Genomic DNA, 14,599 nt, shown 5'->3' with positions numbered 1-14,599 from the left:
TTTGCCCGCGAGCGTCCAACAATGCGAGTCGTGTTCAAACCCAAACGAAGCAGAGGAACGCGATGCATGCAGCACTTGCTCTCTCGCCACGCGATGCCATCACGCTGCGCACGCTGTCGCGCATGGCCGTCGCCGTGGCGCTCGCCTTGCTAGGCGCCTGCGCGAGCCGCGACGGGCTCGCGCCCGCCGGTACGCTGCGCGGCGCCGATACGCTCGCCGCATCGCGCAGCCTCGCGCATGCGCCGGCCGGCGACTGGCCGGCCGCCGACTGGTGGGTTGCGCTGAACGATGCGCAACTGAATGCGCTGATCGACGAAGCGCTTGCCGGCAATCCCGATCTCGCGACCGCCGATGCGCGTGCCCGCGAGGCACAGGCGCTCGTGATCGAAGCGCAGGCCGCCCGACTGCCGCACCTCGTCGGCCGTGCAAGCGCGAAAGGCGAGCGAACGTCCGGCACGCAATTCTCGGCGGATGAGGGCGGCGGTTTCTTCAGCCACACGCGCGAGATCAATCTCGGCCTGAGCTGGGATCTCGATTTGTGGGGCGGCCGCCGCGCGGCGTGGGAAGCCGCGCTCGGCGAAGCGCGGGCCGCACGGATCGATGCGCGGGCCGCGCGCGTGCTGCTGTCCGTCAACGTCGCGCGGGCCTACGTGAATCTCGCCTATGCGTTCGATCAGCAGGACGTCGCGCAGGCCGAATACGACCGCGCCGACGAAGCGTTGTCGTTGACGCGACAGCGTGTCACGAAAGGCATCGACAACGTCGCGCAGCAGCGCCAGGCGGAAAGCGAAGTCGCGAGCGCGATGCGCGAGCAGGCACGCGCGGCGCAGGCGGTCGACAGCGCGCGCATCGCGCTCGCGATCCTGCTCGGCGCAGGCCCCGATCGCGGCCTCGCGCTCGCGCGGCCTGCGCCGCTGCCCGCCGCCGCGCTCGCGGTGCCGGCCGACCTGCCGGCCGCGCTGCTCGGCCGGCGCGCCGATCTCGTCGCCGCACGCTGGCGGGTGGAGGCCGCGAGCCGCAACGTCGCGGCCGCCCGCGCGGACTTCCTGCCCGACGTGAGTCTCACCGCGCTGATCGGTCTTGCAACGCGCGGCGGCGCATCGCTGTTCCAGGCCGCCTCGCGCACCTACAACGTCAGCCCGGCCGTGAGCCTGCCGATCTTCGACGGCGGCGAACGGCGCGGCGTGCTGCGCAAGCGCGACGCGCAATACGACGTCGCGGTCGCCGCCTACAACAAGACGCTGATCGGCGCGATCGGCGAGGTGGCCGACGATCTGCACCGGCTGCATGCGCTCGCCGTGCAGGCCGATGCCCAGCAGCGCGCGTTCGATGCCGCCACCGATGCATGGCGGCTCGCGGACGCGCGCTACCGGGCCGGCGTCGGCAGTTACCTCGACGCGCTCGTCGTGCGCCAGCAGCTCTTGATCGCGAGTCGCGAAGTCGCCGCGTTGCGCGCCCAGCGCGCGGACCAGTCGCTGCAGCTCGTTGCAGCCCTCGGCGGCGGCTTTCGCGCCGAGCCCGACGACGTTGCGCTTGCCGCCACGCCTTCCAACCGTCCTTGACATCGAACCATGAGCAGCGACAACACCCTGCAGACTCCCGCGCGGCCCGCAGCCGCCGATCCCGCCAGCGCCCGCCAGCACCCGTCGGCCGACCACACCGGTGCGCCACGCGCCCCAGGTGGGGCGGACGCCCGCACGCAACCGGTACCGGGCGGCGCCGCACCGGCCACGCCGCCGCCCGCCAGACGCAAGCACCTCGTACGTGCGCTCGTCGCCGCGTTCGCGGTCGGCATCGCCGGGTGGGGTATCTGGTACGGAATCGTCGGCCGCTGGTACGAGTCCACCGACAACGCGTACGCGCAAGGCAACGTCGTCGAGCTGACGCCGCAGGTGACGGGCACCGTCGTGTCGATCGACGCGGACGACGGCGACCTCGTCCGCGCCGGCACGCCGCTCGTCCGTCTCGACGCGAGCGACGCGCAGATCGCGCTCGCGGCCGCGCAGGCCGATCTCGCGGCCACCGTGCGCAAGGTGCGCGGCCTGTACAGCAACGAGCGCGGGCTCGCGAACAGCATCGACGGCGCGCGCGCCGACCTGGACGCGCGGCGCACCGCGCTCGACAAGGCAAGGGCCGACTACCGGCGCCGCGAGGATCTCGGCCGCTCCGGCGCGATCTCACGCGAGGAGCTCGCCCATGCGCTCGACACGCTGACGTCCGCGCAAAGCGCGTACGCCGCCGCGCAAAGCGCGCTCGCGACCTTGAGCGAACAGCACCAGACGAGCAAGGCGCTCGTCGACGACACCGCGGTCGCGTCGCATCCCGACGTGCAAGCTGCGGCGTCGCGGCTGCGCGCCGCCTATCTTGCCCGTGCGCGCACCGACATCGTCGCGCCCGTCACCGGCTACGTCGCCAAGCGCACGGTGCAGGTCGGGCAGCGCGTGTCGCCCGGCGTGCCGCTGCTCGCGGTCGTACCGCTGCGCGAGCTGTGGGTCGACGCGAACTTCACCGAAAAACAGCTCGAGCACATGCGGATCGGGCAACCGGTCGAACTGACGGCCGACCTGTACGGCAACGCCGTGCGGTATACGGGCCGCGTGCAGAGCCTCGGCGTCGGCACCGGCAGCGCGTTCTCGCTGCTGCCCGCGCAGAACGCGACCGGCAACTGGATCAAGATCGTGCAGCGATTGCCGGTGCGCATCGAACTGACGGATCCGTCGCAACTCGACGCGCATCCGCTGCGCATCGGCCTGTCGATGCATGCGCGCGTCGACCAGCACGACCGTAGCGGCGCGATGCTGTCGCGTCGCGAGCAGGATTCGCCGGTGTTTCGGACCGACGTGTACCGCGACGAGCTCGCGCGCGCCGACAGCCTGATCGCGGACATCGTGCATGCGAACCTGCCGGCGGCGGTGCGTGCGGAGCGTGTGCGATGAGCGGCCCGATGCCGGCCGCAGACGCCGGCTTTCGTCCGTCGAGCGTTGCGCTGACGACGTTCGGCCTCGCGCTCGCGGTGTTCATGCAGGTGCTCGACGGCACCGTGGCGAACGTCTCGCTGCCGACGATCGCCGGGAACTTCGGCGTCAGCACGACGCAGAGCGCATGGGTCGTCACGACGTTCTCGGTCAGCAATGCGATCGCATTGCCGTTGACCGGGTTTCTCGTCAAGCGCGTCGGACAAGTGCGGTTGTTCGTGTGGGCGACGCTGGCGTTCACGTTCGCGTCGCTGCTGTGCGGCCTCGCGCAGAACCTGCCGCAGCTCGTCGCGTTCCGCGCGCTGCAGGGCCTCGTGGCCGGCCCGATGATCCCGACCACCCAGGCGCTGATGCTGTCGATCTACCCGCCGCAGCGGCGCGGCTTCGCGCTGTCGATGATCGCGATGGTCACCGTCGTCGCGCCGATCGCCGGCCCCGTGTTCGGCGGCTGGGTGACGGAACATTACTCGTGGCGCTGGGCGTTCCTGATCAATCTTCCGATCGGCGTGTTCGCCGCGATGTGCGTGTTCGCGCAGATGCGCGCGCGCGTCGAGACGACGGTCGCCGCGCGCGTCGACTACGTCGGTCTCGCCGCGCTCGTCGTCGGCGTCGGCGCGCTGCAGATCGTGCTGGACAAGGGTAACGAGGCCGACTGGTTCAACTCGACGTTCATCGTCGTGATGTCCGTGGTCGCCGCGTTCGGGATTCTGCTGTTCCTGATCTGGGAGCTCAACGAGCCGAACCCGATCGTGAACCTGCGGCTGTTCGCGCATCGCAACTTCGCGGCCGGCACGCTGACGCTCGTGCTCGCGTACTCGGCGTTCTTCGCGGTCAACGTGATCGTGCCGCAGTGGCTGCAGCGCACGCTCGGCTATACGGCGTTCTGGGCCGGGCTGGCTGTCGCGCCGATGGGCGTGATACCCGTGCTGATGACGCCGTTCATGGGCAAGTACGCGCCGCGCTTCAACATGCGCGTGCTCGTGTGCTGCGCGTTCGCGATCCTCGGTACGTCGTCGTTCCTGCGCGCGGGCTTCGTGCCCGACGTCGACTTCACGCACATCGCGCTGATCCAGTTGCTGCAGGGCCTCGGCCTCGCGCTGTTCATCATGCCGATCAACAGCATCCTGCTGTCCGACCTGAAGCCGGACGAGATCGCCGCCGGCTCCGGCCTGTCGACGTTCCTGCGTACGCTCGGCGCGAGCTTCGCCGTGTCGATCACGTCGTTCCTGTGGGACCGGCGCGCGATCCTGCATCACGCGCAGCTCAGCGAACACGTGAGCAAGTTCGATCCGGCCGTTCGCGCGGAGCTCGCGCAGCTCGGCGGCGGCGATCCGCAACGCGCGGCGGCGCTGCTCGGCAACCTGGTCGATGCGCAGGCGTACCAGATTTCGTTCAACGACGTGTCGTTCGCGCTCGGCTGCGTGTATCTCGCCGTGATCGCGGTGGTGTGGCTCGCCCGCCCGCCGTTCGGCCCCGGGGCCGCCGCCAAACGATGAAGCGAGTGCTGCGCGGCCCGTTCCGACCCATGCTGTTCAATTCGATGGAGATTGACCCGATGCCTACCCACCACGCCGGAAACACGCCGCCCGCACTGGCGACGCTCGCCGTATTCGACGTCGCGGAATTTCCGCTCGTCGTCGTGCGCAACGATGCAATCGCATCCCCCGGCTACGCACAACGCTGGCTCGACGACATGCATGCGCTGATGCGGCACGGCGAGCCGTTTGTCATGATCTTTCCGCCGGCCCGCCCCGACGAACCGCACGACGACCGCAAGGAGCGCGGCATGTGGCTCAAGCAGAACCGCGCCGCGCTTGCTGCGGTCTGCCGCGCGCTCGTGTCGGTCGAACCGGACCCGAACGAGCGTGAAGCGGCCATTGCCAACGCGTCCGGCATCGAAAAGGCGTTCGGGATTCCGTTCGACGTCGCGGCTTCGCTGGATGACGCGAAGCAGGCGGGTCGGCGACGACTGACCGAGGCGGTTTAGCGCGGCCCGTTCGCGCGCAACGCCTCGAACCGGTTGCGCAAGTCCGCCTGATTGAAGATTTCAACGAATAAACGGGGTGGCTTGTATGAAAGGACTGGATTGTCTGAAATGGTTGGTACCCGGCGACACGGACGCGTCATGGCAGCGGATGACCGACGCGGCCGCCGGCATGGGATTCGACAAGGTCGTGCTGATCGTGTTGCCGTTTACCGGCGCATCGTTCGATCTCGCGCGCAAGTGGAGCAGCGGCGTGCCGGGCTGGACGGCGCTGTACCGGCAGCGGCAGTTCGACCGCATCGACCCGATGCTGCAGCATTGCTTTCGTTCGGCGCTGCCGCTCGTCTGGGACGACGCGCTGTACGAATTGCCCGGGCAACGGCCGTGCTACGAAGCGGCGGCCGCGTACGGCATGCGCAGCGGCGTCGTGCTGCCCGTGCACGGCCCGAAGGGGGAGGTCGGCATGCTGTCGTGCGCGAGCGCGGACGATCTCGCCGCCACGCGCGAGCGCTGCGACCGGCATCTGGCCGCGCTCACGCTGTTGCGCGACATCGCATGCGAAGCGATCGCCGGCACGCGCTACCACGCACCGCCCGACAGCGTGCCGCGCCTCAGCCGGCGGGAGGTCGAGTGCCTGCGCTGGCATGCGGCCGGCAAGACCTCGTGGGAAATCGGCCACATCCTGAACGTGACCGAGTCGTGCATCAACTTCCACTTCATGAACATTCGCCGCAAGTTCAACGTGTCACGTCGGCACGAAGCCGTGCTGCGCGCGGTCGAGTGGGGGCTGATCAGCATCTCCGACGTGACGGTGCCGACCTGATGCCGGCGTCTCGTCGAGCCAGCGGTCGAGAAACGCGCTGAGCCACGCGGCCGTCGAGCGGTCGTGGCGGCAGCCTTCGCTCGCCTGCGTCGCGAGGTCCTGCGCGCCGGGTGCCGCGAGCTTGTGCGCGGCGGCCGTGCTCCAGCGCCGCATCATCGGATAGCTCACTTCCGGATGGAACTGGACACCGTACGCGCACGGCCCGTAACGGACGGCCTGGTTCTCGAAATGCTCGCCGGTCGCGAGAATCTCGAGCCCGGCAACGCGCTCGAAGCCCTCGCGATGCCACTGGTACACGTGCGACGGCCATGAACCGAGCCGCCGGCCGGCCGGCGTCGCGGCGATCGGCCAGTAGCCGATTTCCGCGCGCCCGTCCCGATGCGCGCTCACGCGACCGCCCAGATGGCGGATCATCATCTGCGCGCCGAGGCAGACGCCGAGAAACGGCGCCGCCTCGCGCAGCGGCACACCGATCCAGTCGATCTCGTCGCGGATCCAGCGATCGCCGTCATTGGCGCTCATCGGGCCGCCGAACACCACGGCGCCGGCATGGTCGGCGAGCGTCGCCGGCAACGGATCGCCGAGCGGCGGACGGCGGATGTCGAGCGGATGGCCGCGCGCGGCGAGCAGCCGGCCGATCCGGCCGGGGCTCGACTGTTCGCGATGCAGCACGATCAGGATCGGACGAAGTTCGAAGTGCGTCATGTCGTGTAGTCGGTAGAAGATCAGCCCGGCTGGCCGCGCAACGCGTCGAACGACACCATCACCTGTTCGCGGTAGGCGGGCCGTCGGCACAGGCGGGCGTACCAGGCTTCGACGTGCGGCAGCGGCGGCCGCTCGACGTCGAGCGAGAAATAGCGGAACAGCGTCGCGCCGGCCGGAATGTCGGCCAGGCCCGGCGTCGCGCCGCCGAGAAACGGCTGGGTCGACAGCAGCCGGTCGAGCAGCCGGTAATGCATGGCGCTGCGCGCGGCCTTGTCGCGCACGATCTCATCGTCGCGCCGCTCCGGTGGCGTTCGCACGAGTGCCCAGAACAGTCCGGTCATCACGTCGGGTTCGAGCGCGGTCTGCGACCAGTCCATCCAGCGCTCCGCGCGCGAACGTGCGAACGTGTCGCGACACCAGAACGGATTGTTCGGCACCCGCGCGGCCAGATAGCGCAGGATCGTGTGCGACTCCCATACGACGTCGCCGTCCCAGTCGATCACCGGAATCCGGCAGGTCGGATTCAGTGTCGCGAATGCGGGCGTCTGCAGCGAGCCGTGCTCGCCGCCGACCGGAATATGCCGGTAGGGCAGGCCGAGCTCGCCGATCAGCCACAACACCTTCTGCACGTTGAACGACGTGCGGCGGCCCCAGACGGTCAGCATCGCGACGCATCCCCGCAGGCGGCGACCGACGCGCATGCCGCGTAGCGATCGAGGCCAGCCGCCAGGTCGGCGATCAGGTCGTCCGGATCCTCGAGCCCGATGTGCAGGCGCACGCCGCGGCTGCCGGACGGCCAGCGCGCCGCGAGGCCGTGCGCCTCCAGCTCGAACGGCAGCGCGAGGCTCTCGTAGCCGCCCCACGAATAGCCGAGCCCGAACAGCGTCAGGTGATCGAGAAACGCGTCGATCGCGTGCGCGGGAGCCGGCTGCAGCACGACCGAGAACAGCCCCGACGCGCCACGGAAATCGCGGCGCCACAGCGCGTGCCCGTCGTCGCCCGGCAAGGCCGGATACAGCACGCGCTGCACCTCGGGACGCCCGTCGAGCCAGCTCGCGACCGCGAGCGCGTTGCGCTGGTGCTGCCGTAACCGCACGCCGAGGGTGCGCAACCCGCGCAGCGCGAGATACACGTCGTCGGGGCCCGCGCACAGTCCGAGATCGCCATGCAGTTGCTTCAACGCGGGCCACGCGCGCGCGCTGGCCGACACCGTGCCGAGCATCGCATCCGAGTGCCCGACCAGATACTTGGTGGCGGCCTGGATCGACAGGTCGATCCCGAACGCATGCGGCTGAAAGAACAGCGGCGTGGCCCAACTGTTGTCCGCGATGACCTGGGCGCCGTGTGCGTGCGCGAGCCGCACGAGGGCAGGGATGTCATGCATGTCGAACGTGTAGGACCCGGGTACTTCGACGTACAGCGCGCGCGTGTTCGGACGAAACGCGGCTGCGACGGGCGTGCTGCCGTCGTACCACGTCGTCTCGACGCCGAGCCGCGCAAGCACGCCTTCGCATGCGTGACGCACCGGGCCGTAGACCGATGCGGTCATCAGTAGATGGTCGCCAGGCTTCAGGCACGACAGCAGCGCGAGCGTGCACGCGGACAGGCCCGACGGGCACAGCACCGCGCCGGCTCCCCCCTCGAGGCTCGTCACCGCGCGCTCGAGCGCTTCCGTCGTCGGCGTGCCGCGACGGCCGTAGATATACGGCTGCGTGCGGTTCAACAGATCCGACACCGTCGGGCTGAGCACGGTCGACGCATGGTAGACGGGCGGATTGACGAAGCCGTGCCACGCGGTGCTGTCGCGGCCCGCGTGCGCGAGCCGCGTGTCGTCGTGCAGGCGGTCATGCATGCCGTCGCGCGGCAGCGACGGCGCTTCGGCGGACATCACGGCCATAGCGCACACCGCTCCCAGCGCGCGCCGGCGCGACGGTAAGCCTGCCGCACGAAACGGCGCGAACTGTCGGCCCGCCAGAACTCGACTTCGTCGGGCGCCAGCGCATACAGGTGCCAGTCCTCCGACACGAGCGCGGGGTCGGCGGCCAGACGCTCGAGCTGCGCGTCGATCGCACGCGTCAGGTCGGCGGGATCGTCGAGTCGTTCGCTTTGCCGTCCGGCCAGAATGCTCGCGCGCGACCGCTCGGGGCGGCCCGCGAAATCGGCGTGGCCTTCGGCGGCCGGCAACCGCTCGACCGGGCCGCTCAGCCGGATCTGGCTCGCGATCGCGGGCCAGTAGAAAGTCAGCGCCGCGAACGGCCGGTTCGCGAGCTGGCGCCCCTTGGGACTGCACGCGTTCGCCGCGAAATGCCAGCCGCGAGCGTCCACATTCAGCAGCACGACGGACCGTGCATCGGGCCGTCCGTCCGGGTGGAGCGTCGACAGCGTCGTCACCTGCGGTTCGAGTGCGCCGGCGCTCACGGCCTCGTCGAGCCAGCGTTCGAACTGCGCGTGCGGCGTGCCGGCCCAGTTGTCGGTCGCCACGTGCGGCGCAGCGTGGGCGAGGGTTTTCAGCGCCTTCAGGCGCGTTGCGATCGTATCCATGGCGACACTCATGCGATGCCGAATTGCGTCGCGCGGGCGATCAACCGATGCGCGGCGAGATAGTCGGGGACTTCCGCGAGGAAGCCGTCGACGACGGCGGCGGCAACGCGACGGCCGCCGGAGGCGCGCCGCGCGTGATCGAACGCGTCGATCACGCGGCGGGCGAGGGCGACTTCATCGGCCGTCGGCGTCAGTACGCGATTGACGACCTGCACGAACTGCGCGTTGACGATCGCTTTCGCCTGGTAGCCAAGGCCACGCGACACGCGCATGTCGAGTTCAGCACCTTCGTTGTCGGCATAGCTGTACGGGCAGTCGATCGCGGTCACGCCGACCGCCGCGCATTCGACGCGAAAGCGCGAGCGCACGTAGTCGAGCTCGCGCCCCGCACGGGTGCGCTCGGCGCCCATGTCGGCCACCATGTCCTCGGTTGCGACGAGCACGGCCGACACACGCGGGCTCGAGCGCGCGATCGCCATCGTGTTCACGAGACCGAGCGTCGTCTCGACGTTCGGCACGAGCTCGGTCGAGCCCGGCGCGATGCCGTACTCGCGCTCGAAACGTGTGACGGCTTCGTCGAGCGCGACGACCTGCTCGGGCGTCGCGACGTACGACATCATCACGATGTCCGGGCGCCCGCGCATCGCGGCGCGCAGGTCGTCGATGCCGCCCGCGTCGAGCGGATTCACGCGCACGGACGCCAGCACGCCGGCATCGCGCCAGCCCGCGAGCACCCGCTCGCTCAGTTCGCGCGCGGCCGGGCGCCGGTCGGGAGGAGTAAAGGTTTCCAGTTCCTGGATCAGGACGTCCGCACCGCTCGCGGTGCCGTCAACGAGCGCATCGTGATCGGCGCCGGCGAGAAACAGCCAGGAGCGGCGCAGGCGGGAAGGGCGTCGGTTCGTCGGTGTCATGCGTGGTTTCCTGTAGGGCGCGTGGTACGCGTGGCGATGGCGCGGGCGATCAGCCGGCGCGCATCATCTGGTTGAAGATGTTCTTGCGATGCATTTCCTCGGTGCCGCCGACGCTCATGAAGCCCAGCGCGTCCGAGGCGAACGCGGCCACCGGCCCGGCCTGGTAGCCGAGGCTGCCGTACAGCCGCACGAGGCCGAGCGCGCTGTCGACGAGATCCTGCGCGCCGACCAGCTTCGCGATCGAGCACGTCATCAACGCTTGCGGATGATCCGTCAGCAACTGCGCGAGCGCGCCGCGCGCGAGCCACGTGCCGCGCTCGATGCCGATCTGCAGGTCCACGAGGCGGCGCTGCACGTACTGATGCGTGTCGATCGTGCTGTCGAAGCTGCGTCGCTCGCGGCAATAGTCGATCGCATCGTGCAGATAGGGCGCCGTCACCTGGGCGGCGACGAGACCGTAATAGAGACGGCCGAGCGAGATGATGTCGATCAGGTTGCCGAGCCCGGCACCCGGTTCGCCGAGCAGTTGGCCGCGCATGATCGGACAGTCGTCGAAATGCAGCGCGCCGGTGGGCAGGTCGTCGAGGCCGAGCTTGCGGTCGGGCGGGGCCACCGTCATGCCCGGCTGGTCGCGATCGACGATCACGAGCGCGGTGTTGCGCCGACCCGGCGTTTCGATGCGCGTGACGACGAGGATGAAACGCGCAAGCGGTGCATGCGCGATATTGAATTTGCTGCCGGTCAGCCGGTAGCCGTCGCCGTGCTCGACGAGCGTCGTCGCGATACTGCGCACGTCGGTGCCGGTGCCCGGCTCGGCAATCGCGGTCGCGCTCAGTTCGCCACGCAGGATCGCGCCGAAATAGCGGTCCTGCTGCGCCGCCGTGCCATATCGCTCGAGCGCGCGCACCATGCCGGCCTGCGCGATCACCGACAGCAGCAGCGCCGGACGGCGGATCGACGATGCAAGCCCTTCCAGCGCCGCGGAAAAATGCCACCAGCCGTGACCGTCGCCTCCATACGTCTCCGGCACGATCATGTCCCACAGTCCTTCGTGCCCGAGCCGCGTCCAGCCGGCTTCGTCGAACCCGGCGGGCGCGTTGCCGTCGTGTTCGACGGCAGCGGCGATCCCCGCGCCGATATCGCGAAACCGCGTACGCGTCGCGTGCTGCTCCTGCGTCCAGTCAAATGGCATCTTTCGTGTCTCCAGTCGAAGCGGCGCGGCCTTCGACGGCGCGCCAGTGGTGACGACAAGATTAAGAGGCCACGGACAGCGCAGGTACTGGCAGTAGTGGTAGTTGCAGGGTGAATGGACGGTTCAGGGGGGATCGCGACGGCCCGGGATACGAGGCTGATCGATTCACCGACGCTGGACATCCGGCGTATCGATGCGGCAAAGGGCACGGCGGCCGCCAGCGTGCGTGCGGTCGAGCGCGACGCGATCGCGCAGAGGATGGTCGACACTTAAACAATTAGGATTGCGATGCAATTCCGTGTTTCGCATCGCCTGAATCCGGGTTTGATAACCCGTGCCATACCCGGATTCAGATGTCCGTCAGATGTCCGCCTGCCGGCGATTTAAAAGTGATTTCAGCCAGACGGTCGGCTCGGCGGTCGTTGCCGACGCGGAATCCATAACCCGGCCTCCGTCATCAGCTTCCTGACCGCCTCCTTGGCCGGCCGAATGCCGTGACACTCCCAGAGCTTCTCGCAGGCCAACGTCGGCCCGAAATCGGCGTAGCGATCGCGGATGATCGACAGCGCCCGGTCCACAATTACCGCGTCCAGCCGGTTGTTGCCGGGCTTCGCATACCGTCCCGACACAAGACCTTGAGGTCCGTCTTCCCGCAATCTGGCGACCAGTCGGCGAACCTGCCGGGTCGTCAGTTCCAACCGTTCCGCCGCACGCCATGGTTTGAGCTTGCCGTCGGCTACGTCCTGAATGACCTTGAATCGGTCCAGCTCGCGCATCGTCATCGTGATCCGTTCCGTTGCAGCCATCGCAGCCTCCGGCGCTGGATTGCCAGCGGTCGGTCAGCTTGCGACGGGTCGAAAAACGGACATCTGAACTTAGCCGGAAGCGGACATTTGAACTTAGCTGCTACAATACAAACTATCGATAATGTTGATTATGTCAAATAAGGTAGTTAGCAAAACCGGTACTTCTGTCAGGCGTCTGTTTAAGCAATATTGTTCCCGCTTTTAAAGCAATTTTGTTCCCAGCCCCCTAGATGGGAAACTTCATATGGCCGCGCCTACTATCAAGGACATACAACGTCAAACCTCTTCACCTGAGATTCGACGCAATATCAATCTACCTTGCGCGTCCTGACTGATCGACAGTGTGTCTCCGGTTTCCCACCCGAGGCGATCCAAACATTGCACAGGCAAGTTAAGGATGGCATCGCCTGTATCGTCCCCAGCGTCCTCAAGTCGCGCCCGAAACGCGCCTTCCGCGGCAGCGTCGCTCTGCGGCAAATACCGAAGCAACGTCTCGGTCAAAGCGATATCGTCGTGCGGCGGTTCCAGCCAGCTGGCACATAGGCTATCTGAATATCTGGCCCAAGCGAGCGTGATGTCACTGTCAGAGACGATACGTCCCGTGTCCGCCAGGCATTTCCTCATCCTGGCCAAGTGCTCAGGGAACTCCTTGACGACCTGTGTCCGTTCACCCCTGCTTAACATAGTTTTCCTCTCCCCAATGGACATTCGACAGTTCGAATCTCTACGTAGCACAATTTTCAAGACGGCGATTTCGCAAAAACCGCGGCTTCCGGCACCCTAGCCTACTGCTGGAAATCCCGTGAGCAAACGCCTGATCAAATTGCCGTGCTCGTCGCGACGGATACGGGTGTGAACAAGAGGGTCGGCCGGGATTCGTGAATTTTCGCCAAAACGGCCGTATCCGATTGATCTATAAGCCAAATTTTAGTTTTTCGTTCGAGTCGACCGAGAGCTAGCCCTTACGTGCCTCAAACGCCTGGTCGAACTGCCGCGCCCGCCGGACCTCGTCGCTGTGCAGGTAGGTCGACGTCGTCGAGATTGACGCGTGACGGAGATTGTCGCGCACCATGATCAGTTCGGCACCCCGGGCCAGCGCGTGCGTTGCATGCGTGTGGCGCATCCAGTGCGGGCTCGCGAGGCGCAGTTTCTCGGCCGTCGCAGGCCGCTCGTCCTGGATCGCGTCGGCTGCCTGCCGGAAGAAGCGCCGCAGTACGCGCCAAAGCCGTGTGCTCTCGATGCCCGCGCCGTCCTCCTCGAGGTTCGCGACCAGCGGTGTGGCCGGGTCCCAGCGCGACGGCGTGACCGGCAGACCACGCTGCACGAGAAACTGATCCAGCCCGGTTCGTGCCAGCGCCGGCAACGCCACCTTGCCGGGTTTGCCGCCCTTCCCGACCACGTGGAGCCAATGATCGCCGTGTTCGTCGCGCCGGATGTCGCCGAGCGTCGCGCCGACGAACTCGCTGGCACGCAGACCGGTCGCGTAACCGAAATCGAGCAGGAAGCGCAAGCGTTGGGCGGCCGGCGCGCTCCAGCCATACGACCATTCCAGGCCGTCGGCCAGCGCACGGATCAACAGCCACTCGCCTTCGGTGAATCCACGGGCAACGTCCAGCCCCGTGCTCGCGGCGGCACCACGCACCTTGACGCCCGCAAAGGGATTCGCCAGCACGTAGCGTTGCTCGATCAGCCAGCGGAACATCGCCGACAGGACCGTGAGTGCGTATGCCGCCGACCGTGCCGACAGCGGGCCGCTGAACGGCCGCCATTCGATGCTTTGTCGCGGCCGCGATGGCCCCACCCAACGCTCGCGCGGTGCCGGCCGCCGCAAGAACCCGCGGTACACGATCGCATCGTCAGTCGTCAGCGACGACAACGCCTGGCCGCGTTCGACAATGGCCCACAGGATCAACCGCTCGGCCTCTTTCCGATAGGCGCGCTGGGTCGCCGCTGACTCGTGCAGGGATAGCCAGGACTGGATGGCTTGATAGTCGTTCGAGGCGCTCAGCAGGCAAGCCTCCTGCGGGGCCCGGAACAGTCCGCGCGAGCCGTCGACCTCGTGCGGCACACAAATCTGCTCCCACGGCACGATGGTGCCGGACGGCGTCGCGGCGATCAAGGCGCGCGCCCGTTCGGTCAGCGCCGGGTGTGCGGCGAAGAACGCTTCGACCTGTCGCGCGCTGGCGACCCCAAGGCCATCGATCGTCGACCACCAGCGGCGTCGCCGCGGAATCCGCACGGTCAGATCCGCCAGCGTCTGGATACCGTGGGTACGCAGATTCGCCACAATACGCGGCGGCAACCATGCGCCGATCTCGTCCGAAATGTGCGGCTCCGGCAAGGGGAGGTGCCGAAGTGCGTCGATAGCCCGCGCAACGGCGTCAGCCGACGTCTTGGAGGGGCGGTCAACGAATGCGGCAGCCAGGTCTTCGCGATGACGTGTTCGCGCGTACGCGATGAGCTGCCGCCGAATGCGGCCGAGGATGCCGCGCGACGATCCTCCGGCTGCTCGTCGATCGCCCAGATAGCGGGCAACGGCCGCGCGCGCGTCCAGGCCAGCGTACCAGCTACGCAACGCGGCAAGCTTGGCCTCATCGGGGAAGCCAGGTTCGCCCGCGTGGGGAGAAGAAGTCTCACGCGTTTTCATGATCACCAGTTTAGA

The 14,599-nt window shown here is 68.0% G+C and carries 12 protein-coding genes and 1 pseudogene; 5 read left to right on the top strand and 8 right to left on the bottom strand.

All coding sequences use genetic code 11. The features are described 5' to 3' along the window. The first annotated feature begins 62 nt into the window (after nt 1–62). The 5 genes from WS61_RS01265 (at nt 63) to WS61_RS01245 (ending at nt 5,782) form a co-directional block, all read left to right on the top strand. Entirely contained in the window at nt 63–1,562 is a 1,500-nt protein-coding gene (locus WS61_RS01265; protein ID WP_059498900.1) for an efflux transporter outer membrane subunit, read from the top strand. Between the two features lie 9 nt (nt 1,563–1,571). Then, nucleotides 1,572–2,936 (top strand): efflux RND transporter periplasmic adaptor subunit, encoded by a 1,365-nt coding sequence (locus tag WS61_RS01260; protein ID WP_059498899.1) that lies wholly within the window; start codon nt 1,572–1,574, stop codon nt 2,934–2,936. Further along, complete coding sequence (locus WS61_RS01255) at nt 2,933–4,471, top strand: DHA2 family efflux MFS transporter permease subunit (protein WP_034207345.1); 1,539 nt, start codon at nt 2,933–2,935, stop codon at nt 4,469–4,471. The genes WS61_RS01260 and WS61_RS01255 overlap by 4 nt, the downstream gene beginning before the upstream one ends. 5 nt (nt 4,472–4,476) lie before the next feature. After that, the gene (locus WS61_RS01250) at nt 4,477–4,962 is read left to right on the top strand and encodes a hypothetical protein (protein ID WP_257126094.1); all 486 of its coding nucleotides are present in this window, start codon (nt 4,477–4,479) and stop codon (nt 4,960–4,962) included. Nucleotides 4,963–5,047: 85 nt separating this feature from the next. Beyond that, a complete protein-coding gene (locus WS61_RS01245; RefSeq protein WP_059498898.1) occupies nt 5,048–5,782 on the top strand; it encodes an autoinducer binding domain-containing protein in 735 nt (244 codons plus the stop codon). Here the strand turns inward: WS61_RS01245 and WS61_RS01240 are convergent. The 8 genes and pseudogenes from WS61_RS01240 to WS61_RS01200 all read right to left on the bottom strand — a co-directional run bounded on the left by WS61_RS01240 (nt 5,705) and on the right by WS61_RS01200 (nt 14,584). After that, nucleotides 5,705–6,487 (bottom strand): glutamine amidotransferase, encoded by a 783-nt coding sequence (locus tag WS61_RS01240; RefSeq protein ID WP_095211550.1) that lies wholly within the window; start codon nt 6,485–6,487, stop codon nt 5,705–5,707. The genes WS61_RS01245 and WS61_RS01240 overlap by 78 nt on opposite strands. A 20-nt stretch (nt 6,488–6,507) precedes the next feature. Then, complete coding sequence (locus WS61_RS01235) at nt 6,508–7,152, bottom strand: glutathione S-transferase family protein (RefSeq protein ID WP_095211562.1); 645 nt, start codon at nt 7,150–7,152, stop codon at nt 6,508–6,510. Then, nucleotides 7,146–8,375 (bottom strand): cystathionine beta-lyase, encoded by a 1,230-nt coding sequence (metC, locus tag WS61_RS01230; RefSeq protein ID WP_373557103.1) that lies wholly within the window; start codon nt 8,373–8,375, stop codon nt 7,146–7,148. The genes WS61_RS01235 and metC overlap by 7 nt, the downstream gene beginning before the upstream one ends. Beyond that, nucleotides 8,375–9,028 carry a pyridoxal 5'-phosphate synthase gene (locus WS61_RS01225; RefSeq protein ID WP_059498895.1) on the bottom strand — a complete coding sequence of 218 codons (654 nt, stop codon included), beginning with the start codon at nt 9,026–9,028 and terminating at the stop codon, nt 8,375–8,377. Before WS61_RS01225 ends, metC begins: the two co-directional genes overlap by 1 nt. Nucleotides 9,029–9,036: 8 nt before the next feature. Beyond that, the gene (locus WS61_RS01220) at nt 9,037–9,939 is read right to left on the bottom strand and encodes a CoA ester lyase (protein WP_059498894.1); all 903 of its coding nucleotides are present in this window, start codon (nt 9,937–9,939) and stop codon (nt 9,037–9,039) included. 49 nt (nt 9,940–9,988) lie between these two features. Further along, a complete protein-coding gene (locus WS61_RS01215) occupies nt 9,989–11,131 on the bottom strand; it encodes an acyl-CoA dehydrogenase family protein (RefSeq protein WP_059498893.1) in 1,143 nt (380 codons plus the stop codon). A gap of 413 nt (nt 11,132–11,544) precedes the next feature. Beyond that, nucleotides 11,545–11,937 (bottom strand): annotated as a pseudogene (locus WS61_RS01210) (helix-turn-helix domain-containing protein); the annotation flags it as partial. A 955-nt stretch (nt 11,938–12,892) separates the two neighbouring features. Then, complete coding sequence (locus WS61_RS01200) at nt 12,893–14,584, bottom strand: phage integrase family protein (RefSeq protein WP_059499083.1); 1,692 nt, start codon at nt 14,582–14,584, stop codon at nt 12,893–12,895. Nucleotides 14,585–14,599: the final 15 nt, after the last annotated feature.

Source organism: Burkholderia sp. ABCPW 11 (genome assembly GCF_001523445.1).
Lineage (GTDB): Bacteria > Pseudomonadota > Gammaproteobacteria > Burkholderiales > Burkholderiaceae > Burkholderia.
This window is presented reverse-complemented; position numbering and strand designations above follow the sequence as displayed.